Origin of the sequence: Serratia liquefaciens ATCC 27592, from assembly GCF_000422085.1 — a bacterium.
In the GTDB taxonomy this organism is placed as follows: Bacteria; Pseudomonadota; Gammaproteobacteria; order Enterobacterales; family Enterobacteriaceae; genus Serratia; species Serratia liquefaciens.
Map to the genome: position 1 here is coordinate 1 of NC_021741.1, position 24,073 is coordinate 24,073.

The window sequence follows — 24,073 nt, forward strand, 5'->3', positions numbered from 1 at the left end:
CCGGGTATGTGTCAAAAATCATGAGTTATAAAAAATTAGCCTGATTCTTTTCTTTTATTGATCTTGTTCGAGTGGAGTCCGCCGTGTCACTTTCGCTTTGGCAGCAGTGTCTTGCCCGATTGCAGGATGAGTTACCTGCCACAGAATTTAGTATGTGGATACGCCCATTGCAGGCGGAACTGAGTGACAACACCCTGGCGCTTTATGCGCCCAATCGTTTTGTGCTGGATTGGGTTCGCGATAAGTACTTAAACAATATCAATGGCCTGTTGAATGATTTCTGCGGTACGGATGCCCCCTTGCTGCGTTTTGAAGTGGGCAGCAAACCGATCTCCCAAATCATCAGCCAGACCGTTACCGCCAGCGTGAGTGCAAGCGCACCCAGCGCACCGGTAGCGCGCGCCGTGGCGCCGTCCCGCCCCAGTTGGGACAACGCGGCTCCTCAGCCTGAACTTTCCTACCGCTCCAACGTTAACCCAAAGCATACCTTTGATAACTTTGTTGAGGGTAAATCCAACCAGTTGGCGCGCGCGGCGGCCCGCCAGGTGGCGGATAACCCGGGCGGCGCCTATAACCCGTTGTTCCTGTATGGCGGCACCGGCCTGGGTAAAACTCACCTGTTGCACGCGGTAGGCAACGGCATCATGGCCCGCAAGGCCAACGCCAAAGTGGTCTATATGCACTCTGAACGCTTTGTTCAGGACATGGTCAAAGCCTTGCAGAACAATGCCATTGAAGAATTTAAGCGTTATTACCGCTCGGTCGATGCGCTGCTGATCGATGACATCCAATTTTTTGCCAATAAAGAGCGTTCGCAGGAAGAGTTCTTCCATACCTTTAACGCCCTGTTGGAAGGCAATCAGCAGATTATCCTGACCTCAGACCGCTACCCGAAAGAGATTAACGGCGTGGAAGATCGCCTGAAGTCTCGCTTCGGTTGGGGGCTGACGGTAGCGATCGAGCCGCCTGAGCTGGAAACTCGCGTGGCGATCCTGATGAAAAAGGCCGACGAGAACGATATCCGTCTGCCGGGCGAAGTGGCGTTCTTTATCGCCAAGCGCCTGCGTTCCAACGTGCGTGAGCTCGAAGGTGCGCTGAACCGCGTGATTGCCAACGCAAACTTTACCGGCCGTGCCATTACCATTGATTTCGTGCGTGAAGCGCTGCGCGATCTGCTGGCTCTGCAGGAAAAGCTGGTCACCATCGATAATATTCAAAAGACGGTGGCGGAATACTATAAAATTAAAGTCGCGGATTTGTTGTCCAAGCGGCGTTCGCGTTCCGTTGCCCGCCCGCGCCAAATGGCGATGGCATTGGCAAAAGAACTCACCAACCACAGCCTGCCAGAAATCGGCGATGCGTTTGGTGGCCGCGACCATACCACGGTGTTGCACGCCTGCCGGAAGATTGAGCAGCTGCGTGAGGAAAGTCACGACATCAAAGAAGATTTCTCCAATTTAATCAGAACATTATCTTCCTAGCGCTATGAAATTTATCGTTGAACGTGAGCATCTGCTAAAACCGCTGCAACAGGTGAGCAGCCCGCTGGGCGGCCGCCCAACCTTGCCAATTCTGGGTAACCTGCTGTTGCAGGTGACGGAAGGCTCCCTGCTGCTGACCGGCACCGATCTGGAGATGGAGATGGTGGCGCGCGTTGCCCTGTCCCAGCCCCATGAAGCGGGCGCGACTACCGTCCCCGCGCGTAAATTCTTTGATATCTGCCGTGGTCTGCCTGAAGGGGCCGAGATCACCGTAACGCTTGAAAGCGAGCGCATGTTGGTGCGTTCCGGCCGCAGCCGCTTCTCACTTTCTACGTTGCCGGCGGCGGATTTCCCGAACCTGGACGACTGGCAGAGCGAAGTTGAATTTTCGCTGCCACAGGCAACGCTGAAGCGCCTGATTGAAGCTACGCAGTTCTCGATGGCTCATCAGGACGTGCGTTACTACTTAAACGGCATGCTGTTCGAAACCGAAGGGGAAGAGCTGCGTACCGTGGCGACCGACGGTCACCGTCTGGCGGTGTGCTCGATGCCGATCGGCCAGGAATTGCCGTCGCATTCGGTGATCGTGCCGCGTAAAGGCGTGATGGAGCTGGTGCGTCTGCTGGACGGTGGTGAGACCTTGCTGCAACTGCAGATCGGCAGCAACAACATTCGCGCTCACGTCGGTGACTTTATCTTCACCTCCAAGCTGGTTGACGGCCGTTTCCCTGATTATCGCCGCGTATTGCCGAAGAACCCGGACAAAACGCTGGAAGCCGGCTGCGACTTGCTCAAGCAGGCGTTTGCCCGCGCGGCCATTTTGTCGAACGAAAAGTTCCGCGGTGTGCGCCTGTACGTTAGCCAGAACCAGCTCAAGATCACCGCCAACAACCCGGAACAGGAAGAAGCGGAAGAGATCCTCGATGTCAGCTACGACGGCACCGAGATGGAAATTGGTTTTAACGTCAGTTACGTGCTGGACGTTTTGAACGCGCTCAAGTGTGAAGATGTGCGTCTGCTGCTGACCGACTCGGTTTCCAGCGTGCAGATCGAAGACGGTGCCAGTAAGTCTGCTGCTTACGTCGTCATGCCAATGCGGCTGTAGAATTTATCGGGCTATCTTACTTGCCCCTTTGCGATTGGGCAGTGCTCGCAATCCTCACGTACTCTGTGTACGCTCCGGTTGCTGTGTGCTGGCCGCACGCAAAGGGTCTGCGACAATAACGCCCTGGGCTGTTCGATGATTAAGATAACTGCAGCATGGCATTAACGCGTTTACTGATTAAAGACTTCCGCAATATAGAAGCGGCGGATTTGGCGCTGGCGCCGGGATTCAACTTCCTGGTTGGTGCCAACGGCAGCGGGAAAACCAGCGTGCTTGAGGCGGTGTATACCCTTGGGCACGGGCGTGCGTTTCGCAGCCTGCAGGCCGGCCGGGTGATCCGCCACGACCAGCCGGAGTTCATTTTGCACGGCCGCATTGACGGTGCAGAACGTGAAATATCCGTAGGATTAAGCAAGAGCCGTCAGGGTGACAGCAAGGTACGCATCGATGGCAGCGACGGCCACAAAGTGGCTGAACTGGCGCAGTTATTGCCGATGCAACTGATCACCCCCGAAGGTTTTACCCTGCTAAACGGCGGGCCGAAATTCCGGCGCGCCTTCCTGGACTGGGGCTGTTTTCATAACGAACCCGGTTTTTTCACCGCCTGGAGCAACCTGAAACGGTTACTGAAGCAGCGCAATGCCGCGCTGCGCCAGGTCAGTCGCTATGCGCAAATCCGCGCCTGGGATCAGGAACTGATCCCGTTGGCAGAGCGCATCAGCGAGTGGCGGGCAGCTTACAGCGACGCGATTGCCGCGGATATTACCGCGACGTGCGCGCAGTTTTTGCCCGAATTTGCCCTGAGTTTCTCTTTCCAGCGCGGCTGGGACAAAGAGAGCGACTACGGAGAGCTGCTGGAGCGCCAGTTTGAGCGCGACAGGGCGTTAACCTATACCGCGGTGGGGCCGCATAAGGCGGACTTCCGCATTCGTGCCGACGGCACGCCGGTAGAGGATTTGTTATCGCGCGGTCAGCTTAAATTGCTGATGTGCGCATTGCGCTTAGCGCAGGGTGAGTTTCTCACCCGGCAGAGCGGGCGGCGTTGCCTGTATCTGATTGATGATTTTGCCTCCGAGCTGGACACCGGCCGTCGCCGGTTGCTGGCCGATCGCCTGAAAGCCACCCAGGCCCAGGTCTTTGTCAGTGCCGTGAGCGCTGAACAAGTGACCGATATGGCCGGTGAAAAGGGCAAGATGTTCCGCGTGGAACAAGGTAAAATAGAGGTTCAACCACAGGACTAAAATGAGCGAGAAACGTTGATGTCGAATTCTTATGACTCCTCAAGTATCAAGGTATTAAAAGGGCTGGACGCGGTGCGTAAGCGCCCGGGCATGTATATCGGCGACACCGATGATGGCACCGGTCTGCACCACATGGTATTCGAGGTTGTGGACAACGCTATCGACGAAGCACTCGCTGGCCACTGTAGTGACATTCAGGTGACCATCCATGCCGACAATTCCGTTTCGGTACAGGATGATGGCCGCGGTATCCCGACCGGTATTCACGAAGAGGAAGGGGTTTCCGCAGCACAGGTGATCATGACCGTGCTGCATGCTGGCGGCAAATTTGATGACAACTCCTACAAGGTCTCCGGCGGTCTGCACGGCGTGGGCGTCTCCGTTGTTAACGCCCTGTCTGAGAAGCTGGAACTGGTGATCCGTCGTGAAGGCAAGGTGCATGAGCAAACCTATGCCATGGGCGAGCCATTGTCGCCGCTGAAAGTGGTCGGTGAAACCGATCAGACCGGCACCACGGTCCGTTTCTGGCCGAGCTATGAAACCTTCACCAACAATACCGAATTTGAGTACGACATTCTGGCCAAGCGCCTGCGCGAACTCTCTTTCCTGAACTCCGGCGTGTCTATCCGCCTGAAAGACAAACGTACCGACAAAGAAGACCACTTCCACTACGAAGGCGGTATCAAGGCGTTTGTTGAATACCTGAACAAGAACAAAACCCCGATCCACCCGAACGTGTTCTACTTCTCGACCGTCAAAGACGACATCGGTGTGGAAGTGGCGCTGCAGTGGAACGACGGTTTCCAGGAAAACATCTACTGCTTCACCAACAACATCCCGCAGCGTGACGGCGGTACCCATCTGGTCGGTTTCCGTACCGCGATGACCCGTACCCTGAACAGCTACATGGATAAAGAAGGCTACAGCAAAAAGGCTAAAATCAGCGCCACCGGCGACGATGCGCGTGAAGGTCTGATTGCCGTGGTTTCGGTGAAGGTGCCTGATCCGAAGTTCTCTTCTCAGACCAAAGACAAGCTGGTGTCTTCCGAGGTGAAAACCGCGGTTGAAACGCTGATGAACGAGAAGCTGGTCGATTATCTGATGGAAAATCCGGGCGATGCGAAAATCGTCGTCGGTAAAATCATCGACGCGGCGCGTGCTCGTGAAGCGGCGCGTAAAGCGCGTGAAATGACCCGCCGTAAGGGCGCGCTGGATCTGGCCGGCCTGCCGGGCAAACTGGCGGACTGCCAGGAACGTGATCCTGCGCTGTCTGAACTGTACCTGGTGGAAGGGGACTCAGCGGGCGGCTCTGCCAAGCAGGGACGTAACCGTAAGAACCAGGCAATCCTGCCGTTGAAGGGTAAAATCCTCAACGTAGAGAAGGCGCGCTTCGACAAGATGCTGTCTTCGCAGGAAGTGGCGACGTTGATCACCGCGCTGGGCTGCGGCATTGGCCGTGACGAGTACAACCCGGACAAACTGCGCTATCACAGCATCATCATCATGACCGATGCCGACGTCGATGGCTCGCACATCCGTACGCTGCTGTTGACCTTCTTCTACCGTCAGATGCCGGAAATCATCGAGCGTGGCCACGTGTTCATTGCTCAGCCGCCTTTGTACAAGGTGAAAAAAGGCAAGCAGGAACAGTACATCAAAGATGACGAGGCGATGGATCAATACCAAATCGCCATCGCGATGGACGGCGCAACCCTGCACACCAACGCCAGCGCCCCGGCACTGGGCGGTGAGCAACTGGAAAAACTGGTTGCCGAACACTACAGCGTGCAGAAGCTGATCGGTCGTATGGAGCGTCGCTACCCGCGCGCGCTGCTGAACAACCTGATCTACCAGCCGACTCTGCAGGAAGAAGATCTGAGCGATCAGTCCAAGGTTAAGACCTGGATTGATTCTCTGGTGAAACTGCTGAACGACAAAGAGCAGCACGGTAGCAGCTATGACTCGGTGATCTTCGAGAACCGCGAGCGCCAGATGTTTGAGCCGGTGCTGCGCATTCGTACCCACGGTGTGGATACCGATTACGCGCTGGACTTCGACTTCATCCACGGTGGCGAGTACCGCAAAATCTGCGTGCTGGGCGAGAAACTGCGCGGTCTGATCGAAGAGGGTGCCTTCATCGAACGTGGTGAGCGCCGTCAGCCGATTGAAAGTTTCGAGCAGGCATTGGAGTGGCTGGTGAAAGAGTCACGTCGCGGCCTGGCGGTACAACGCTATAAAGGTCTGGGCGAGATGAACCCAGAGCAGCTGTGGGAAACCACCATGGATCCGGAAAGCCGCCGTATGCTGCGCGTGACCGTGAAGGACGCCATTGCTGCAGACCAATTGTTCACCACCCTGATGGGTGATGCGGTCGAACCTCGTCGTGCCTTTATCGAAGAGAATGCCCTGAAAGCGGCAAATATCGATATCTAACGCATTGATGACTGTGAAAATCCGCGCCGGGCAACCCGCGCGGATTTTTTTACGCCGTTTTTGACGCTGACACGGCGGGCTGAAACGCGTTAGCATGGAAAAAAACCACTGGGAGAGGATCGAATGGCTATTGAACTGATTGCGATTGATATGGACGGCACGCTGCTCAACCCGCAGCACCAAATTACGCCGTCGGTAAAGCAGGCAATCACCGAGGCGCGCCGCAAAGGGGTGCATGTGGTGCTGGCCACCGGGCGGCCTTACGTCGGCGTGCAAGACTATCTGCGTCAGTTGGACATTCAGGGACCTGGTGATTTTTGTATTACCTATAACGGTGCGCTGGTTTTGAAGGCGGTAGATGGTGCCTGCATCCTGCAGGAAACGCTGGGCTTTGAGGATTATCTCTACTTCGAGCAGATGGCGCGTGAACTCGGCGTTCACTATCAGGCGTTTGATTTCGATACGTTGTATACACCGAACAAAGATATCGGCAAATACACCGTGCATGAATCGGAGATGACCGGCATTCCGCTCAAGTACCGCAGCGTGGAAGAGATGGATCCGGCGATCCGTTTCCCTAAGTTGATGATGGTTGACGAGCCTGAGCTGTTGGATCGTGCCATCGCCCGCATCCCGGCTGAAACGCGGGAGCGTTATACCATCCTGAAAAGCGCGCCGTATTTCCTGGAGATCCTGCATAAGAACGTGGATAAAGGGACCGGCGTAAAAATGCTGGCCGATCATCTCGGTATTGCACAGCAAAACGTGATGACGTTGGGCGATCAAGCCAACGACACCGCAATGATCGAGTATGCCGGCGTTGGCGTGGCCATGGGCAATGCCATTGAGGAACTGAAGGCGGTGGCGCAGTTTGTGACCACCACCAATACCGAAGACGGCGTGGCACGCGCCATCCAGAAATTTGTGCTGAATGCCTAACGTTGTTTTGCATCAGGGGGCGCAGTTGCGCCCCTTAATTTCGTTATAACCGCGCTAAAATTCCCTTCACAATCTGCACATCCTGAATCGCCAACCCGGTCAGATCGGCCAGGGTGATTTGCTCCGGATCGCTGCGCACCTTCTTTCCTTGCGCCAGAGCGGTACCTAATTCGACGATGGGTATCGAAGCCAACAATCCTTGCCGATAAGCCGTGGCGATTTCGCCGTATTCTGTACATTGAGACACAGAGTCTGCCAGCAACACATCTGCCCTGGCCACCAGACCGCTCTCCAGTTCCTGCTTGCCATGGGAATCGGCGCCTACCGCGGTGATGTGGGTGCCGGGCCGAATATCCGTCGCCCGCAGAATCGGCTCTCGGCTGGGCGTGGTGGTGATAATCAACCGGCAGTGTGCCGCCAGTTCTGCCGCATCCTGGGTTGTATGCACCCGAAATCCTTCGGCCTCGGCACGGCGACGGTAGGCTTGCAGCGCCGACTCGTTGCGGCCCCATACCCAGACTTCACGGCAGGCGGTCAGAGGTTTTAGCTGTTGCAACTGCAGCAGGGCCTGCATGCCGCAGCCGACGATACCTATGGCCGGGATCTCCGTCGGTGCGCACAGTTCGGCGACGATGCGCCCGGCCAGAGCGGTGCGTAATGCGGTTAACCAGCCTTCGTCCAGCAACAACGCCTGCGGTTCACCGGTTTGTGCTGAGAAAGCCATCATCAGCCCTTGATTGCTGGCCAACCCCTGCGCTGGATTACGGTAAAAACCGGAGGAAACCTTGAGGACAAATTGCTCGTCTCCTTCCAGCCACGCCGATTTAATACAGCAGTCACCGGCTGCCTGCTCAAACAGAAAATGTTGTACCGGCGGTTGCTGTACCTGCCGTTTTGAATAGGCAATAAACCCTTCTTTTAGCAGTAACGTGGTGGCATCTGCGTCGAAAGCTTCAAGTATCTGCCTTTTGTTAAGGATTTTCATCGGCGATCGCCTTGAGGTATTTCTCGAGCACGATGTTTTTTCCGCACAGGACGACGGCCACTTTTTTCCCCTGAAATTCCGGTGCCAGTTTGATGGCGGCGGCTAAGGCTACCCCGGCAGCCCCTTCGATAATCCAGCGATCGCTGACGGCAATTTGGCGCATAGCCTGCTTGATTTCAGTTTCACTGACCAAGACTTTGCGGTCGATCAACTGCTGACACAGAGAGAAGGTAATAGCACCGGGCTCCACGCCCCCGGCAGTGCCGTCGGACAGGGTATCTTGCTCTTCCACCGGGAAAATGTGGCCGGCTTCCAATGCGCTGTACATGCTGGTGGCGTTTTCCGGCCAACAGGCAATTAGCTGCGTTTTCGGCGATAGTTGCTGCAAAACGCTGCCAATGCCCGAAATATAGCCGCCACCACCCACCGCGACAAACACCGCATCCAAATCCGGCTGTTGTTCGACCAGCTCCATGCCGCAGGTCCCCTGACCGGCGATGACCTGCTCGTCATTATAGGGAGAGACATAAACTTTCCCTTGTTCCTGCGCCGCCTTTTCCCCCGCCTGCTCGGCATTCAGCGCATCGCCCGCCACCAGCTCTACCTGGGCTCCCAGCGCGCGAATGGTATCGAGTTTTATCGCCGCTGCCGTTTCCGGCGCATAAACCTTGACCTCAACGCCCATCAACTTTCCCGCCAGCGCCATCGCCTGGCCATGATTGCCGCTGGAGGCGGCGATCACTCCGCGTTGGCGTTGCTCTTCACTCAGTAGCCGCAGTTTATTACTGGCGCCGCGAAACTTAAAAGAGCCGGTAGGCTGCAGGTGGTCGCATTTCAGGAACAGTTCGCAACCCAAGCGTTGCGACAACAGTACGCTGCGTTCCAGTGGGGTGACGCGAACCTGTGGGCGCAATTGTTGATGGGCGGAAACAATTGCATCGAATAAGTGGCTCATGACGGCTCCAGTAAAGAAGGTGGTATAGACTTTAAAATCCAGTTTGTACTTTTTAGTCTTTTATGTAAACCCCGAAGTTACACAACCAGAAGGCGTTTATCTTATTGTCTGTTTTGTGATCTTGATTGTAGTACGATATTAATAATTAGTACTACAATCAGGCGTCGGTAGGTGAGTGAGTTATGAAGATTGTGCTGCAACCGCAGGACGCCAGCAGGCGCTACGGGTAAAGTGAATCCGTCACCACAGCATGGCGAACGCCACGGAGTCATTATGAATAAGCAGCAGATCGGGAAAACAGACCGAATCATTATTGAGATTGGCCGGCAGATCGTCGGCGGAAAGTATATGCCGGGTTCACCACTGCCGGCCGAGGCCGAGTTGTGCGAAGAGTTTCAGACCTCGCGCAACATTATCCGCGAAGTGCTCCGCGCGTTGATGGCAAAGCGTTTGGTCGAGGTTAAACGCTATCGCGGCGCCTTTGTCACCCTGCGCAATCAGTGGAATTACCTGGATACCGACGTACTGAACTGGGTGTTGGCCCAGGATTACGACCCACGGCTGATTGCTGCGATGAGCGAGGTTCGTAACCTGGTGGAGCCTTCTATAGCCCGCTGGGCAGCGGAACGGGCGACGTCCAGCGAACTGGCGGTGATTGAGTCGGCGCTGAACGACATGATGACCCATCACCAGGATCGTGAACGCTTCAATGAAGCTGATATCCGCTACCACGAAGCGGTGCTGGCGGCGGTGCATAACCCGGTATTGCAACAACTTAGCGTAGCGATTAGTTCGCTCCAGCGCGCGGTGTTTGAGCGTACCTATATGCCGGATGAGGGCAATATGCCGCGTACCCTGCGTGAGCATCGGGAATTGTATGACGCTATCCGTCATCAGGATCCAGATGCTGCCGAACAGGCGGCACTGGCAATGATTGCCAGCTCTACCAAAAGGTTAAAGGACATTACATGAGTGACAGCTTTATCGCGATTGACTGGGGTTCCACTAACTTGCGTGTCTGGCGCTACGAACAGGGTGTCTGTGTCGACAGCCTGCAGTCGGAGGCCGGTGTTACCCGCCTTGGCGACCGTTCGCCGCAGCAGGTTTTCAGTGAGATGATGGCTCGCTGGGCGGAACCGCTGCCGGTGGTGATGGCGGGGATGATCGGCAGCAATGCCGGTTGGTTGCAGGCACCTTATCTGCAATGTCCAACCCGTCTGAACGATGTGGCGCAGCAGTTAACCGTGGTAGAGCAGGCTTTACCTTATTCCGCATGGATCATCCCGGGAATATGCGTCGAACGTGCAGATAATTGCAATGTCATGCGCGGTGAAGAAACCCAACTGATTGGCGCTTATGCGGAACGGCCCTCGGCGGTGTATGTGATGCCCGGCACCCACAGCAAATGGGTGCGGATGGAGGGGGATACTTTGGCCGATTTCCGCACGGTCATGACCGGTGAGTTGCATCATCTGCTGCTCCAGCATTCGCTGATTGGTGCAGGGCTGGGCAGGCAGCATCCTGATCCGCAGGCATTTGTGCGTGGGTTGGAGACCGGCATGCATGAAACTCATATTGTGCGCAGCCTGTTTGAAACCCGTGCCGCTCATGTGCTTGGAAAACTGGAAAAAAGCGCGGTCAGCGACTGGCTTTCGGGGTTGCTGATTGGCAACGAGGTCGCGCAGATGCAGCGTAAGTATCCGCTGCCGCCGGGAGCGGAGCTCACGGTAATCGGTAATCCGCAACTGGGTGAACGTTACGCTCAGGCGCTGAATATGGCCGGGATATGCCACCAGATACTGGACGGCGATCGGGCTTTTCAATCGGGGATAAGGAGCATTGTGCATGAGCTGGAATACTGAGTTGCCGTTGATCGCCATCTTGCGCGGTATTACGCCGCAGGATGTAGGCGAACACGTCCAGGCACTATTACGTGAAGGGTTCGACGCGATCGAAATACCGATGAACTCGCCGGACTGGCAGCAAAGCATTGGCGATATGGTAAAAAAATACGGCGATCGTGCGTTGATTGGCGCCGGCACCGTGCTGCAATCGACACAGGTCGATGAGTTGGCCAGGTTGGGGGGCAAACTGGTAGTGACGCCCAACACCCAGCCGACGGTGATCCGCCGGGCGGTTGAGCTCGGCATGACGGTCTGTGCCGGTTGCGCCACCGCCTCGGAAGCGTTCAACGCGCTGGAAGCCGGCGCCCAGGCGCTGAAGATTTTTCCGTCGGTGTCCTTTGGCCCAGATTACATAAAGGCATTGAAGGCAGTATTGCCACCGCAGGTGCCGGTGTTTGCCGTCGGCGGTATTACGCCGGAAAACCTGCATCAATATCTGGCCGCAGGCTGTGCGGGTGCCGGGTTGGGGGGCGATCTCTATCGCGCCGGTCAATCGGTTGAGCGCACGGCACAGCAGGCTGCCGCATTTGTTCGGGCCTATAAGGAAGCGACTCAATGAAAATAACCAAACTGACCACCTATCGGCTGCCGCCGCGCTGGATGTTCCTGAAAATTGAAACCGACGAGGGCATTGTCGGCTGGGGCGAGCCGGTTATTGAAGGGCGCGCGCGTAGTGTAGAAGCGGCGGTACATGAGCTGTCGGAATATGTGGTCGGCCAGGATCCGGCGCGGATAAACGATATCTGGCAAACGCTGTATCGCGGCGGTTTCTATCGTGGCGGGCCGATACTGATGAGCGCGATAGCCGGTATCGACCAGGCGTTGTGGGATATCAAGGGTAAGACGTTGGGTGTGCCGGTCTATCAGCTGCTGGGTGGTCTGGTGCGTGACAAAATCAAGGCCTATAGCTGGGTAGGTGGCGACCGTCCCTCCGATGTGATAGCGGGAATCAACAAGCTGACGGAAATCGGCTTCGATACCTTTAAGCTGAACGGCTGTGAAGAAATGGGCATTATCGACAGCGCGCGCAAGGTGGATGCTGCGGTGGCGGTGGTTGCGCAGATCCGCGAAGCTTTTGGCAACAGGATCGAGTTTGGCTTGGACTTCCATGGGCGTGTTGATGCACCGATGGCGAAAATCCTGATCAAAGAGCTGGAGCCTTATCGCCCGCTGTTTATAGAAGAGCCGGTGTTGGCGGAGCAGGCGGAATACTATCCACGACTGGCTGCGCAGACCCATATCCCGATTGCCGCCGGTGAACGTATGTACTCGCGTTTTGATTTTAAAAGGGTGTTGGCGGACGGTGGCCTGGCAATTATTCAGCCTGACCTGTCCCACGCCGGCGGCATTACCGAATGCTTTAAGATTGCTGCCATGGCGGAATCTTATGACGTCGCGTTGGCACCGCATTGCCCACTGGGGCCGATCGCGCTGGCCTCTTGTCTGCATGTGGATTTTGTAGCGCGCAACGCGGTGTTCCAGGAACAAAGCATGGGCATTCACTATAACCAGGGTGCCGAGTTGCTGGATTATGTTGTGAATAAAGAGGATTTCAAAATGACCGATGGTCATTTTTATCCACTGACCAAGCCGGGTCTTGGCGTAGAGATCAACGAAGAACTGGTGATCGAACGCAGTAAACAGGCGCCTGACTGGCGTAATCCGATATGGCGTCACCCGGACGGTGCCGTTGCCGAGTGGTAATTCTTTATTAAATAACACATTGTAAATTAACGCTGAAAAGATACCTCGATCAGGTCTCGCCTGTCATTGCTGTCAGGCGAGATGCACACCTGCAAAATAGAATGTGAGGGTAGGCGATGAATAACGATCTGTACTCCTCAATAATTAAAAAAATGAATATAAGAATCATACCTTTCATTATGATTCTTTACCTGGTTGCTTATATAGATCGCTCAAATATTTCCGTGGCTGCATTGCAGATGAATGCCGATTTGGCCATGACGGCGGAAATGTACGGCATTGCGGCCGGTATATTTTATATTTCTTATATTATTTTCGAGGTGCCGAGCAACGTCATATTAACCCGCGTGGGCGCCAAACTGTGGATCGCGCGCATTATGATCACCTGGGGGGTTGTCGCCGCCGGCATGAGCCTGGTGCAAACCGCGAATCAGCTGTATGCGATGCGTTTCTTGCTGGGTATTGCGGAGGCCGGGTTTACCCCTGGGATTATCTATTATCTCTCCTGCTGGTATCCCCGCAGCGATCGTGCACGTGCGATGTCATTGTTTTATATAGGTGCTGCATTGGCTTCGGTGATTGGGTTGCCGATATCCGGATCCATCCTCGGCATGCATGGTTTTTTCGGAATTGAAGGCTGGCGCTGGTTATTCCTGCTGGAAGGCATTCCGGCGATGGCACTGGGTATCATGGTGTATTTCTACCTTGACGATGCGCCGGAGAAAGCGCGCTGGCTGACGCCACAACAGCGTGCATGGTTAGCCGAAACCCTGACGAATGAATCTGGGCAGGCGACTCTGGGCCACCACCATGGCTGGAAGGCGGCGCTGAAAAGCCAACGCGTGTGGGCGTTGAGTTTACTGTGGTTGTTGCAGGCATTCGGCACCATAGGCATCACGCTGTTTTTACCTCTGATAGTTAAGGGCGTGGTGGCCGAGCAGAGCAATTTTATTGTTAGTCTGCTTTCCGCGGTCCCCTTCCTTTTCGCCTGTCTCTTTATGTATTTGAACGGAAGGCATTCCGATCTTACCAAGGAGCGCTCTTGGCACCTTGGGCTTCCACTGATGGTCGCCGGGGGATTGCTGCTATTGGCGATTTACAGCCATAACCTGATCCTGGCCTACGGTCTGCTGGTGCTGACCGTGGGTCTGAATTGGGCGATCACTCCCATATTCTGGGCCGTGACGACAGAAACGGTGGCGGGGGTTGCCGGTGCGGCATCGATCGCCTTGATTAATGCGGTGGCCAATATTGCCGGACTTATTTTTCCACCGGTGATGGGGCGAATTAAGGACGTAACCGACAGTTATACGGCAGCGCTGATTATTGTCGCTATAGCATTAATTATCGGCGGCGTGATGGGCATAAAACTGGGTAGGCAAAGAAAAAGTACAGTCTCGCCTGAGAATATAAAAACCATTAATCATCATTTGTAATTTCAGCTGGTGAGTTGCCCTACAGTTTCTTCTCACCATTATTAAAATCCGAAAAATAACGGAATAACAAGAATGGACACAACCTTGACCTCAACACCACGAAGTAAACGCCGCTACCTGACGCTATTAATGATATTTGTCACCGTAGTCATTTGTTATGTCGACCGCGCCAACCTGGCGGTAGCTTCGGCGCATATTCAACAGGAATTTGGCATCAGCAAGGCGCAGATGGGCTATATTTTCTCGGCTTTTGCCTGGACCTATACTCTGTGTCAGATCCCCGGCGGTTGGTTTCTGGATCGCGTCGGGTCAAAACTAACCTATTTTATTGCCATCATGGGTTGGTCGATCGCCACGCTGCTGCAGGGATTTGCTGGCGGTCTGGCATCCCTGATCGGTCTGCGCGCAGTGACCGGCTTATTTGAAGCGCCCGCGTTTCCCACCAATAACCGGATAGTCACCAGTTGGTTCCCCGAGCAGGAGCGTGCATCGGCGGTTGGGTTTTATACATCCGGTCAGTTTGTCGGGCTGGCGTTTCTGACGCCGCTGCTGATATGGGTGCAGGAAATTTTGAGCTGGCACTGGGTATTTATTATCACTGGCGGTATCGGCATCGTTTGGGCGCTGATATGGCAGCGGGTGTACCAATCACCGCGCAACAGCAAAGGGGTGAACGCTGCCGAACTGGCATATATTCAAGCCGGTGGCGGCATGGTCGACGGCGACGTTGCATCGGAAAAGAAAAGCCGCGTGGCGCTCACCGCCGCCGATTGGAAACTGGTGTTCCACCGCAAGTTGGTGGGGGTTTATATCGGCCAGTTTGCCATTACCTCTACGCTGTGGTTTTTCCTCACCTGGTTCCCTAACTACCTGACCCAGGAAAAGCATATCGCCGCACTGACCGCAGGCTTTATGACTACGGTGCCATTTCTGGCCGCATTTTGTGGCGTCTTGCTATCCGGCTTCGTGGCCGATCGTTTGCTACGCAGCGGCCGCTCTATCGGTTTTGCGCGGAAAACGCCGATTATCTGCGGATTGCTGCTTTCCACCTGCATCATGGGGGCAAATTACACCAATGATCCGCTGTGGATTATGGTGCTGATGGCACTGGCGTTCTTTGGCAACGGTTTCGCTTCCATCACCTGGTCGCTGGTGTCATCGCTGGCGCCTACCCGCTTGATTGGCCTGACCGGCGGGGTTTTCAACTTTGTCGGCGGGCTGGGTGGCATCACCGTACCACTGGTGGTGGGATATTTGGCGCAGGATTATGGTTTTGCTCCTTCGCTGATTTATATCTCCGTCGTGGCATTGATTGGTGCGCTGTCGTACCTGCTGTTGGTGGGTGATGTGAAACGCGTCGGGTGATCCGGTAAGATGGCGGCTCAGTGCCAGCATGCGCAGGGGAGCCGCCATGAGCCATCGGGAAAAACAGCTGACTTTTGACCCACGTGGGCATCAGTTAACCAATATTAATGTCTGGACGCCGGACAGCCAGTGGCTGGCTTACGACGTACGCCCGAACGGTGCCTTCTTCACCGGTCTGAGCATCGAGCGGGTGAATGTCGATACCGGCGTAGTCGAAGTCGTGTATCGCGCGCAACAGGGCGCCCACGTTGGGGTAGTGACCGTCAGCCCGGATGAACCCGCCCGCTATGCTTTCATTCATGGGCCTGAACACCCAGACAGCGTCTGGCATTACGATTTTCACCATCGCCGCGGGGTGATCGTCAGCGAACCCGACCGCGAACTGGCCATTACCCTTGATGCGATGGACATCACTCCCCCTTATACGCCGGGTGCACTGCGTGGCGGCACTCACGTACACGTGTTCAGCCCGGACGGCAGTCGCCTGAGCTTTACCTATAACGACCACGTCATGCACGAACTGGATCGGGCGCAGGACCTGCGTAACGTTGGCGTGGCCGTACCGTTACAGGGAGTGAACCCGCCGAAGCAGCATCCTCGTGAATATGACGGCAGCCATTACTGCGTGCTGGTGAGCGAGACCACGCCACAACCCCAACCCGGCAGCGATCAGATTAACCGCGCCTATGAAGAGGGCTGGGTCGGGCAAAGGGGCTATGTACGGCCCGATGGGCGTCAGCAGCGCTGGGCGTTGGCATTTATCGGCGACACTCTTTCTCATCACGGTGAAAAGTTGCCGGAAGTATTCATTGTGGATTTGCCGCAGGATGACGCTGATTACGCCAGGGCAGGTTCCCGGCCGCTGCAGGGGACCGCAAACAGCTTGCCTGCGCCACCGCGGGGCGTGCACCAACGGCGGTTGACCTTTACCGGCGAGCGTCGTTATCCAGGCGTGGTAACCGCCCCTCGTCACTGGCTGCGCAGCTCGCCCGATGGCAGCATGATTGCCTGTTTAATGAAGGATGATGCGGGTGTGGTACAGCTGTGGACGGTTTCGCCAAACGGCGGTGAACCGCGGCAGGTCACTCGTGGTGAACAGGGGATCCAATCGGCGTTTAGTTGGCATCCACAGGGGGGGCGGATTGCGCTGGTGTGTGACAACAGCCTGATGCTGTGCGAGGTGGCCAGCGGCCGCATGCAGCGCCTGACTCAGCGGACGGCGCTACCGCCATCGGGCGATGCTATCGTATTTTCACCGGATGGAAACAAAGTGGCCTTTATGCGCGAGGTCGACGGATTCAGCCAGATTTTTGTGGTTGAAGCCTGATCGAGGGTGCGGGCGAGAAGCCCGCATCAGAATATTTTACTGGGGTGTGGTCGTAGCGGCATGGGCCGGATCGCCGCTAGCGGCCAGGTTCTGCTCTTCGCCGCGCAAAATACGCGCTTTAGGTGAGTCTGCGGTGCTGTCGCTGCCGGAGCGCATGTAGTCGTAAGGCAGTAATACGGTATCCATCACCGCCGAGAATGGCAGGTCCAACGCCACCAGCGGCATCATTGCCCAGCTGGTATTGTCGTCCTTCAGCATATCCACGCTGGCACGGGTGCCAGGATAGTAACCCTGATTAGGGCCGGTATGACTCATTACGCTGGAGCAGCCGTTGGTCGCTAACAGCATGCAACTGGTTGCTATGACTCTTATCGTTTTCATTTTCCATCCTGCAGGGTGCTGTTCCCCAAAATCTGCTGATCTATAACATCCTCTGGATGTTTTAAAAGGAGCAAGGACCCGCTCTGTGGCGGTTGTCTCACTTTATTGTAAGGGATAAAAAAACTTTCGCCGAACTGATTGTCATTTTTTTGATCGTGAGCGGTTGAAATGGTGAAAGCGACCCCCATTTTCTTATCAAGGCCAAATTAAGAATTTGCCGTAAGGGAATTCTGGCTATTTAGTCTGTCCATGATGGAAGGCTTAATTATTCAACCTCGCTGAAGTGCCTTAGGAGGCTGTTTTATGCGTAACTTTGATCTTTCACCGCTTTACCGTTCCGCTATTGGGTTTGACCGTTTGTTTAACGCGTTGGAGGCAGGTCAGAGCCAAAGCAATGGCGGTTATCCACCCTATAACGTTGAGCTGGTCGATGAAAATCATTACCGCATTGCGATCGCGGTGGCCGGATTTGCCGAACAGGAGCTGGAGATCACCACTCAGGATAATCTGCTGATAATCCGAGGCGCTCATAATAACGATCCAGCGGAAAGAACCTACTTATATCAAGGTATTGCCGAGCGAAACTTTGAACGTAAATTCCAGTTGGCCGAGCATATCCAAATTAAAGGCGCCAAACTGGAAAACGGGTTGCTGTATATCGATATGGAACGCCTGGTACCGGAAACATTAAAACCGCGTCGTATAGAAATTAAATAATTCATATTTCATCGGCGAAACGTCTCGCTGGTGAAATGTTAATGCCTGCCGACAGGGGGCATACCTTAATTTACCCTATAAATTTCAAGCTACGGGTAAAATCTCGCTTCATAGAAGGAGTTTACATCATGCGTAATTACGATCTTTCACCTTTGCTTCGTCAGTGGATTGGTTTCGACAAACTGGCCAGTTCAATGGGCGGCCAGGAGCCACAGGGGTTCCCGCCTTACAACATTGAGAAAAGCGACGACAACCATTACCGCATTTCTCTGGCGTTAGCCGGGTTTAAACAAAGTGAACTGGATATTGAAGTAGAAGGCCCACGCCTGACCGTACGTGGCAAGCCGACACCGCCAGAAAAACAGGTGGAATACCTGCATCAGGGGTTGGTGTTCAAAGACTTCAACCTGACCTTCACGCTGGCTGAACACCTGCAGGTCTCTGAGGCCAAGTTTGAAAACGGCCTGCTGCATATCGATCTGGTGCGTCATGTCCCAGAAGCTCTGCAGCCACAGCGTATCGCCATCGGCACCACGCCGGGGTTAGAATCAAAATAACGCTTTGAAAAATTTATAGTTTTACCTATGCATTTCAGGCCACAGAGGTTCGTACGGCGGCCTGAAAGAGGAAAGGTATCGACGGGGGAAGTCCAAACGGGCTTCCCCCGTTGCATTATGTGGCTTAACCCACAGTCGCGTTTTCCTACCTATGCCAAAATCCCTGTTAATTGTGTGACTTTGACCGCAAACCGGTTGTTAAACTTCTGGCAAGGATGTGACCTATGAGCGAAATCGCCCTGACCGTCAGTATGTTGGCGTTGGTGGCCGTTCTCGGGCTGTGGATGGGTAACTGGAAGCTGTATGGGGTTGGGTTGGGGATTGGCGGGGTGCTGTTTGGCGGCATTATCGTCGGGCATTTCGCCCAGAGTTGGCAGCTCAGTCTGAATGGCGACATGCTGCACTTCATTCAGGAGTTTGGCCTGATCCTGTTCGTTTACACCATAGGTATTCAGGTCGGGCCCGGTTTCTTCTCTTCTTTGCGGGTGTCCGGGTTGCGGCTCAACGGCTTCGCCATTTTGCTGGTGCTGGTAGGCGGGGTGGTCGCGGCGGTGGTTCACAAGCTGTTTGACGTCCCGCTGCCGATCATTCTTGGCGTGTTCTCCGGTGCTGTCACCAATACCCCCGCACTCGGCGCCGGGCAGCAAATTCTTACCGATTTGGGCTCAGATCCGGCAATGGTCGATCGCATGGGGATGGGCTATGCCATGGCCTATCCGTTCGGTATCTGCGGCATTCTGCTGGTGATGTGGCTGATACGCCTGTTTTTCCGCATCAATATCGAACGGGAGGCTCAGGCTTTTGAAAGCAGCCTGGGCAACCAGCGCGAGCTGCTGCAAACCATGAATATCGCGGTGCGTAACCCGAACCTGCAAGGGATGGCGATCAAGAATGTGCCGCTGCTGAACGGTGAGGATATTATCTGTTCACGCCTGAAACGCGGCGAGTTGCTGATGGTACCGGCGCCGCTCGAGAGACTGGAGCTGGGCGACTATCTGCATCTGGTGGGCAAACGCGAAAGTCTGGAAAATGCGCGGTTGGTGATTGGCGAAGAGGTTGACGTCTCGCTGTCAACGCGGGGGACGGAACTGCAGGTGGTGAGGGCGGTGGTGACCAATGAAAAAGTCTTGGGCAGCAAAATCCGCGATCTGAACCTGAAGCAAAAGTACGACGTGGTGATCTCGCGCCTCAACCGCGCGGGGGTTGAACTGGTGGCAGGCAGCAATGTAACGCTGCAATTCGGCGACATCCTCAATCTGGTTGGCCGCCCGGAGTCCATCGAGGCGGTGGCGGCCATTGTCGGCAATGCCCAACAGAAGCTGCAGCAGGTGCAAATGCTGCCGGTGTTTATCGGTATCGGTTTGGGGGTACTGTTGGGATCTGTGCCGCTGTTTATACCGGGTTTTCCTGCTGCGTTGCGCTTGGGCCTGGCCGGTGGGCCGCTGGTTGCGGCCTTGATACTCGGGCGTATCGGTAGCATTGGCAAGCTGTATTGGTTTATGCCGCCCAGCGCTAACCTGGCGTTGCGTGAACTGGGTATCGTGCTATTTCTGGCGGTGGTGGGGCTGAAGTCGGGCGGCAACTTTGTCGATACCCTGATTAATGGCGAAGGGTTGGCGTGGATTGGTTACGGTGCACTGATCACCGCAATTCCGTTGCTCAGCGTTGGCGTATTGGCGCGGATGGTGGGCAAGATGAATTATTTGACGCTGTCCGGCATGCTGGCAGGTTCAATGACCGATCCGCCAGCGCTGGCCTTTGCTAACGGTCTGCACCCGACCAGCGGCGCTGCCGCGCTGTCTTACGCCACGGTATATCCGTTGGCGATGTTCCTGCGCATCATGTCGCCGCAGCTGCTGGCGGTGCTGTTCTGGGCAATGTAAGGCTTTGGGGCGCTGTCTGAGCGCCCCTTATTCAAATCAGCCAGCTTCCTGATGAGCACGCTCGATCTCTTCCGCCAGTATCGCCACGCCACGTTCAATTTTCTCCGGATCCGGCACGTAGTTCATCCGCATGCACTGATGAGTATGCGGCCATTCATGCTCCAGCCCCGGGAAGAAGTAGTGGCCTGGCACCATCAGCACGCCGCGCTTTTTCAGGCGCTGATACAGCAGCTCGGTGGTGATCGGCAGATCCTTGAACCATAACCACAGGAAAATCGCCCCTTCCGGTTTATGGATCAGGCAGCGTTCCGGCGACAGATAGCGGCGGATAATGCCGATAGTCTGCTCGACGCGCTGCTTGTAGAACGGACGGATCACCTCGTTTGACAGTCGCAACAGGTCGCCACGTTCGATCATTTCCGTTGCCATGGCCGGCCCCATGCTGCCTGGCGACAAGCTGATAATGCCGTTCATGTTGGTCAGGGCACCGATGGTTTTCTCATCGGCGATCACGATGCCGCAGCGCGAGCCGGGCAGGCCAAGTTTCGACAGGCTCATGCACAGGATAATGTTCGGGTTCCACAGCGGCGTAGCGTCGCTGAAGATAATGCCGGGGAAGGGTACGCCGTAAGCGTTATCGATCACCAGCGGGATATTGCGCTGCTGCGCCAGCCGATCGAGTTTCATCAGCTCTTCGTCGGTGATCACGTTACCGGTCGGGTTGGTTGGGCGCGACACGCAGATCATGCCGATATCGTCGCCGATATTCAGATGTTCGAAGTCAACGTGATACTTGAACTGACCTTCCGGCAGCAGCTCAATGTTGGGCTTGGCCGAAACAAACAGCCCCTCGTCCAACCCGGCATCGGCGTAGCCGATATATTCCGGCGCCAACGGAAACAGCACGCGGCGACGGCTGCCGTCGGCATAGCGCCCGGCAAACAGGTTAAACAAGTAGAAAAATGCGCTCTGACTGCCATTTGTCAGTGCAATGTTCTGTGGCGAGATCTGCCAGCCCAGCTCATCGCGCAGCAAATTAGCCAGCGCTTTAAGCAGGGCGTCTTTGCCCTGCGGGCCGTCATAGTTACACAGCGCCTCGGTCAGTTTGCCCTGATCGAGCATGTCCTGGCACAGTTGTTTGAAGTAGCTTTCCATCTCTGGAATTTGCGCTGGATTACCGCCGCCGAGCATGATGGCACCGGGGGTGCGCAGGCCTTCGTTCAGGTCATCCATTAAACGGGTAATGCCCGCGTAACGGGTAAATTTGTCGCCGAAAAGTGAAAAAGTCATAGGTGCAACTGTATTGTTTTTAGCAGGTAATACCCCACCATACCGCCAGACAATTTCCGGTGCAATGCGGTTCATAAAACAACCACCGGGAGTAAACTTCACCCGATGGTTTTTTAGCAGCATATCTCTCTGAATTATTGTGACCGATCGCCGACCCAGGCCACCATCACTTTATCGTCGCCGAGCCGACGGCTGAAAGCATAGTAGTGTGCCGTTTGCTGCGACTGCTGTGTGCCGGCACCGATCGCCGGGTGACGAGCGCGGAATTGACCCAGCCGCTGCCAGTGTGCCAACAGAGGAGCTTTGCTACCCTGCAACTCGGCCCAGTTCATATCGGAACGGGTACCCTGCAACGGATCTGAGCCGGTAGGGCCTAGATCACGGCCACTTTCATCGCCGTAGTAAATCTGCACCGCACCGAGTGCCAACAGCAACAGATCGGCAGCGCGCTGCTGCAGCGTTAGCGACCCTTTAGCATCGCTGGCAAAGAACAGCCGGGTATCGTGCGAGGAGATGTAGCTCAACACGTTGAAATCCTGCAGCTTGTCGGCCATCTGTCGGTAGGTGGCATCGATGTTGGAGAAGCAAGCCAAGGCCTGGGAAGCCTGATCCTGGAAGTCAAAATTGATCATCGCGTCGAAGCCGTTCTGGTAATAGTCGCTTTTCATCACGCCATGGCCCCAGGCTTCGCCGGTCATCCAGAAAGGAGCATCATCCAGCGCCTGTTGTGGATGGGCGGCTTTCCACTCTGCCAGAGCTGCGGTGGCGCGCTGTTTCAATAGCGCCAGCGTTGGTTTTTCTACGTGCTTGGCGGTGTCGACGCGAAAACCGTCAATGCCATAGTCACGTACCCACTGGCTAAGCCAGGTGGTCAGGTAGTCGCGTGTGGTGGCGCCGGGAATCTCCCGCGCGGCGGTATCGGGTTTATGGCGGTAAAACAGGGGCAGACCACTGGCTCCGGGCGCTTCAGTTTTGATGTCCGGAAGGAAAGCCAGCGACATGGTGAGATCGTTATAGCCGGGTGGATCGTAGTCACCGATATCGGTACGGATCCAGTTTTTGCCCCACCATGAACTCCAGCCCGCTTTATCGCTGAAGTTGATGTAATCGTTGAAGCTGTGCCAGTTTTGACCTGGGCCTGGTCGCCAGTCGCCCCAATGTTTACCCAACGTTTTTTCGATTTCTTCCTCCTTCAGATACAGCGAACCGAATTGGAAGGTCTGCATATCTGCCAGCGTGGCGTAGCCGACGTGATTCACTACCACGTCAAACAGAATGCGGATACCGCGTTGGTGCGCCTGATCGACCAGCGTGCGCAGGTCTTGCTCGCTGCCCATATTGGCATCGAGTCGGGTCCAGTCCAGCGCGTAATAGCCGTGGTAAGCGTAATGCGGAAAGTCTCCTTTGGTGCCGCCGCCGACCCAACCGTGGATTTGCTCCAGCGGCGAACTGATCCACAGCGCATTGACGCCAAGCTGTTGCAAATAATCCAGTTTGTTCATCAGGCCAGCCAGATCGCCGCCGTGGAAGGTGCCGATCTCCTGCATGCCGTCGCTGCGGCGTCCGTAGCTGTGGTCGTTGGCCGGGTTGCCGTTCTCAAAGCGATCGGTAAGGGCAAAATACACCGTGGCGTTGTGCCAATTGAAGGGCGCCGGTTTTTCGCTACCGGCAGATTCCAACAACAGCAATCCACCGCTACCGGCGGCGGGTTGCAGGGTGATTTTGCCCTGGCTGACCTTTGCCGTTTGGCCTGAATAGAAATCGCGTACCAATTCGCCTTCGTCAAAGGTTGCCGCGACGTCAAGGGTGACCGGTTTACCGTCCCAGCGTTGGCAGGTGTGCGTGGCGGCGGCAGTGGCGATTTCCGCTGCGGTTTTCAGACTGAGTTGTAACGTCGGCGTGCCGCTGCGCGTGTCGATGCGCACCTGATATTCCCCGGTGCGGAACAGCCGCCAGTTAACCGGCGGGTTATCGCCGCAGGGTTGCAGTGACAACGTCTGGTTCAGTTTGACCGGCGCAGTTGGCTGCCAGCATTGCTGGTCTTGGTAAATTTTCAGCGGCAGTTCGCCTTTGGGCAGCGTGGCGTGGCTGGTGAACAAGCCGTCGGCGGAAGTACCGTCAAAGGCTGGGAAGCTTTGCAGCGTCCAGTTTGCCATTGCCGCAGGCGACAGCAGCATCAGCAGGGGAAGGGTCAGGCGTTTCATGGCTCTCCTTACGCGTGGCAGGAAGCGTTTTTATCGTAGGGTAACGCCCAGTGTGACGAACGATGAAAAAATAGCCTCATCCCGGCGCGAGATTTTCAGGGAGGAGAAGGCAGGGGGAGGTGAAGCTGTTATCCGGTGATTTTTTAATCTATATTACAATGTATAC

20 protein-coding genes are annotated in these 24,073 nt (G+C 55.5%); 15 read left to right on the forward strand and 5 right to left on the reverse strand.

The window, feature by feature from the left end; all coding sequences use genetic code 11:
* Positions 1-83: 83 nt before the first annotated feature.
* The 5 genes from dnaA (at position 84) to yidA (ending at position 7,199) form a co-directional block, all read left to right on the forward strand.
* Positions 84-1,481 carry a chromosomal replication initiator protein DnaA gene (gene dnaA, locus M495_RS00005; RefSeq protein ID WP_041414068.1) on the forward strand — a complete coding sequence of 466 codons (1,398 nt, stop codon included), beginning with the start codon at positions 84-86 and terminating at the stop codon, positions 1,479-1,481.
* 4 nt (positions 1,482-1,485) lie between these two features.
* Positions 1,486-2,586, forward strand: a complete 1,101-nt coding sequence (gene dnaN, locus M495_RS00010; protein ID WP_020824632.1) for a DNA polymerase III subunit beta — start codon at positions 1,486-1,488, stop codon at positions 2,584-2,586.
* A gap of 155 nt (positions 2,587-2,741) precedes the next feature.
* Positions 2,742-3,827: a DNA replication/repair protein RecF gene (gene recF, locus M495_RS00015; protein WP_012004508.1), complete on the forward strand. Its 1,086-nt coding sequence runs from the start codon at positions 2,742-2,744 to the stop codon at positions 3,825-3,827.
* A gap of 18 nt (positions 3,828-3,845) precedes the next feature.
* A complete protein-coding gene (gene gyrB, locus M495_RS00020; RefSeq protein ID WP_020824633.1) occupies positions 3,846-6,260 on the forward strand; it encodes a DNA topoisomerase (ATP-hydrolyzing) subunit B in 2,415 nt (804 codons plus the stop codon).
* Between the two features lie 123 nt (positions 6,261-6,383).
* A complete protein-coding gene (gene yidA / locus M495_RS00025; RefSeq protein ID WP_020824634.1) occupies positions 6,384-7,199 on the forward strand; it encodes a sugar-phosphatase in 816 nt (271 codons plus the stop codon).
* Positions 7,200-7,242: 43 nt separating this feature from the next.
* Here the strand turns inward: yidA and M495_RS00030 are convergent, their stop codons facing one another.
* A complete protein-coding gene (locus M495_RS00030) occupies positions 7,243-8,184 on the reverse strand; it encodes an ornithine cyclodeaminase family protein (protein WP_020824635.1) in 942 nt (313 codons plus the stop codon).
* Positions 8,171-9,139, reverse strand: coding sequence for a threonine/serine dehydratase (locus M495_RS00035; RefSeq protein WP_020824636.1), 969 nt, complete (start codon positions 9,137-9,139; stop codon positions 8,171-8,173). Before M495_RS00035 ends, M495_RS00030 begins: the two co-directional genes overlap by 14 nt.
* A gap of 273 nt (positions 9,140-9,412) precedes the next feature.
* Between M495_RS00035 and dgoR the strand changes: the two genes are divergently transcribed.
* From dgoR to M495_RS00070, 7 genes are all read left to right on the forward strand, one after another.
* Positions 9,413-10,111 carry a D-galactonate utilization transcriptional regulator DgoR gene (dgoR, locus tag M495_RS00040; RefSeq protein ID WP_020824637.1) on the forward strand — a complete coding sequence of 233 codons (699 nt, stop codon included), beginning with the start codon at positions 9,413-9,415 and terminating at the stop codon, positions 10,109-10,111.
* A complete protein-coding gene (locus tag M495_RS00045) occupies positions 10,108-11,001 on the forward strand; it encodes a 2-dehydro-3-deoxygalactonokinase (protein WP_020824638.1) in 894 nt (297 codons plus the stop codon). The genes dgoR and M495_RS00045 overlap by 4 nt, the downstream gene beginning before the upstream one ends.
* Entirely contained in the window at positions 10,985-11,602 is a 618-nt protein-coding gene (locus tag M495_RS00050) for a 2-dehydro-3-deoxy-6-phosphogalactonate aldolase (RefSeq protein WP_020824639.1), read from the forward strand. Before M495_RS00045 ends, M495_RS00050 begins: the two co-directional genes overlap by 17 nt.
* The gene (dgoD, locus tag M495_RS00055) at positions 11,599-12,747 is read left to right on the forward strand and encodes a galactonate dehydratase (RefSeq protein ID WP_020824640.1); all 1,149 of its coding nucleotides are present in this window, start codon (positions 11,599-11,601) and stop codon (positions 12,745-12,747) included. Before M495_RS00050 ends, dgoD begins: the two co-directional genes overlap by 4 nt.
* Positions 12,748-12,863: 116 nt before the next feature.
* Complete coding sequence (locus M495_RS00060) at positions 12,864-14,183, forward strand: MFS transporter (RefSeq protein ID WP_041414071.1); 1,320 nt, start codon at positions 12,864-12,866, stop codon at positions 14,181-14,183.
* 72 nt (positions 14,184-14,255) lie between these two features.
* Positions 14,256-15,548, forward strand: coding sequence for an MFS transporter (locus M495_RS00065; RefSeq protein WP_041414073.1), 1,293 nt, complete (start codon positions 14,256-14,258; stop codon positions 15,546-15,548).
* Positions 15,549-15,594: 46 nt separating this feature from the next.
* Positions 15,595-16,875, forward strand: a complete 1,281-nt coding sequence (locus tag M495_RS00070) for a DUF3748 domain-containing protein (protein WP_020824643.1) — start codon at positions 15,595-15,597, stop codon at positions 16,873-16,875.
* 36 nt (positions 16,876-16,911) lie between these two features.
* Here M495_RS00070 and M495_RS00075 read toward each other — a convergent pair whose 3' ends face one another.
* The gene (locus M495_RS00075) at positions 16,912-17,256 is read right to left on the reverse strand and encodes a YceK/YidQ family lipoprotein (protein ID WP_041414075.1); all 345 of its coding nucleotides are present in this window, start codon (positions 17,254-17,256) and stop codon (positions 16,912-16,914) included.
* A 303-nt stretch (positions 17,257-17,559) separates the two neighbouring features.
* Between M495_RS00075 and ibpA the strand changes: the two genes are divergently transcribed.
* The 3 genes from ibpA (at position 17,560) to M495_RS00095 (ending at position 20,413) form a co-directional block, all read left to right on the forward strand.
* Positions 17,560-17,973: a small heat shock chaperone IbpA gene (gene ibpA / locus M495_RS00085; protein ID WP_020824646.1), complete on the forward strand. Its 414-nt coding sequence runs from the start codon at positions 17,560-17,562 to the stop codon at positions 17,971-17,973.
* Between the two features lie 128 nt (positions 17,974-18,101).
* Positions 18,102-18,530 (forward strand): small heat shock chaperone IbpB, encoded by a 429-nt coding sequence (gene ibpB, locus M495_RS00090; protein WP_020824647.1) that lies wholly within the window; start codon positions 18,102-18,104, stop codon positions 18,528-18,530.
* A 224-nt stretch (positions 18,531-18,754) separates the two neighbouring features.
* Positions 18,755-20,413, forward strand: coding sequence for a putative transporter (locus M495_RS00095; protein ID WP_020824648.1), 1,659 nt, complete (start codon positions 18,755-18,757; stop codon positions 20,411-20,413).
* A 36-nt stretch (positions 20,414-20,449) separates the two neighbouring features.
* Here the strand turns inward: M495_RS00095 and M495_RS00100 are convergent, their stop codons facing one another.
* Together M495_RS00100 and M495_RS00105 are read right to left on the reverse strand one after the other, a co-directional pair.
* Entirely contained in the window at positions 20,450-21,703 is a 1,254-nt protein-coding gene (locus M495_RS00100) for a valine--pyruvate transaminase (protein ID WP_041415136.1), read from the reverse strand.
* Between the two features lie 134 nt (positions 21,704-21,837).
* The gene (locus M495_RS00105) at positions 21,838-23,907 is read right to left on the reverse strand and encodes an alpha-amylase (protein ID WP_020824650.1); all 2,070 of its coding nucleotides are present in this window, start codon (positions 23,905-23,907) and stop codon (positions 21,838-21,840) included.
* Positions 23,908-24,073: the final 166 nt, after the last annotated feature.

Coding starts and splice junctions, on each gene's coding strand:
- M495_RS00095 (WP_020824648.1), top strand. CDS start 18,755: ATGAGCGAAATCGCCCTGACCGTCAGTATGTTGGCGTTGGTGGCCGTT.
- M495_RS00075 (WP_041414075.1), bottom strand. CDS start 17,256: ATGAAAACGATAAGAGTCATAGCAACCAGTTGCATGCTGTTAGCGACC.
- M495_RS00065 (WP_041414073.1), top strand. CDS start 14,256: ATGGACACAACCTTGACCTCAACACCACGAAGTAAACGCCGCTACCTG.
- gyrB (WP_020824633.1), top strand. CDS start 3,846: ATGTCGAATTCTTATGACTCCTCAAGTATCAAGGTATTAAAAGGGCTG.
- M495_RS00100 (WP_041415136.1), bottom strand. CDS start 21,703: ATGACTTTTTCACTTTTCGGCGACAAATTTACCCGTTACGCGGGCATT.
- M495_RS00045 (WP_020824638.1), top strand. CDS start 10,108: ATGAGTGACAGCTTTATCGCGATTGACTGGGGTTCCACTAACTTGCGT.
- recF (WP_012004508.1), top strand. CDS start 2,742: ATGGCATTAACGCGTTTACTGATTAAAGACTTCCGCAATATAGAAGCG.
- M495_RS00030 (WP_020824635.1), bottom strand. CDS start 8,184: ATGAAAATCCTTAACAAAAGGCAGATACTTGAAGCTTTCGACGCAGAT.
- M495_RS00060 (WP_041414071.1), top strand. CDS start 12,864: ATGAATAACGATCTGTACTCCTCAATAATTAAAAAAATGAATATAAGA.
- M495_RS00050 (WP_020824639.1), top strand. CDS start 10,985: ATGAGCTGGAATACTGAGTTGCCGTTGATCGCCATCTTGCGCGGTATT.
- dgoD (WP_020824640.1), top strand. CDS start 11,599: ATGAAAATAACCAAACTGACCACCTATCGGCTGCCGCCGCGCTGGATG.
- dnaN (WP_020824632.1), top strand. CDS start 1,486: ATGAAATTTATCGTTGAACGTGAGCATCTGCTAAAACCGCTGCAACAG.
- M495_RS00070 (WP_020824643.1), top strand. CDS start 15,595: ATGAGCCATCGGGAAAAACAGCTGACTTTTGACCCACGTGGGCATCAG.
- ibpA (WP_020824646.1), top strand. CDS start 17,560: ATGCGTAACTTTGATCTTTCACCGCTTTACCGTTCCGCTATTGGGTTT.
- ibpB (WP_020824647.1), top strand. CDS start 18,102: ATGCGTAATTACGATCTTTCACCTTTGCTTCGTCAGTGGATTGGTTTC.
- M495_RS00035 (WP_020824636.1), bottom strand. CDS start 9,139: ATGAGCCACTTATTCGATGCAATTGTTTCCGCCCATCAACAATTGCGC.
- yidA (WP_020824634.1), top strand. CDS start 6,384: ATGGCTATTGAACTGATTGCGATTGATATGGACGGCACGCTGCTCAAC.
- M495_RS00105 (WP_020824650.1), bottom strand. CDS start 23,907: ATGAAACGCCTGACCCTTCCCCTGCTGATGCTGCTGTCGCCTGCGGCA.
- dgoR (WP_020824637.1), top strand. CDS start 9,413: ATGAATAAGCAGCAGATCGGGAAAACAGACCGAATCATTATTGAGATT.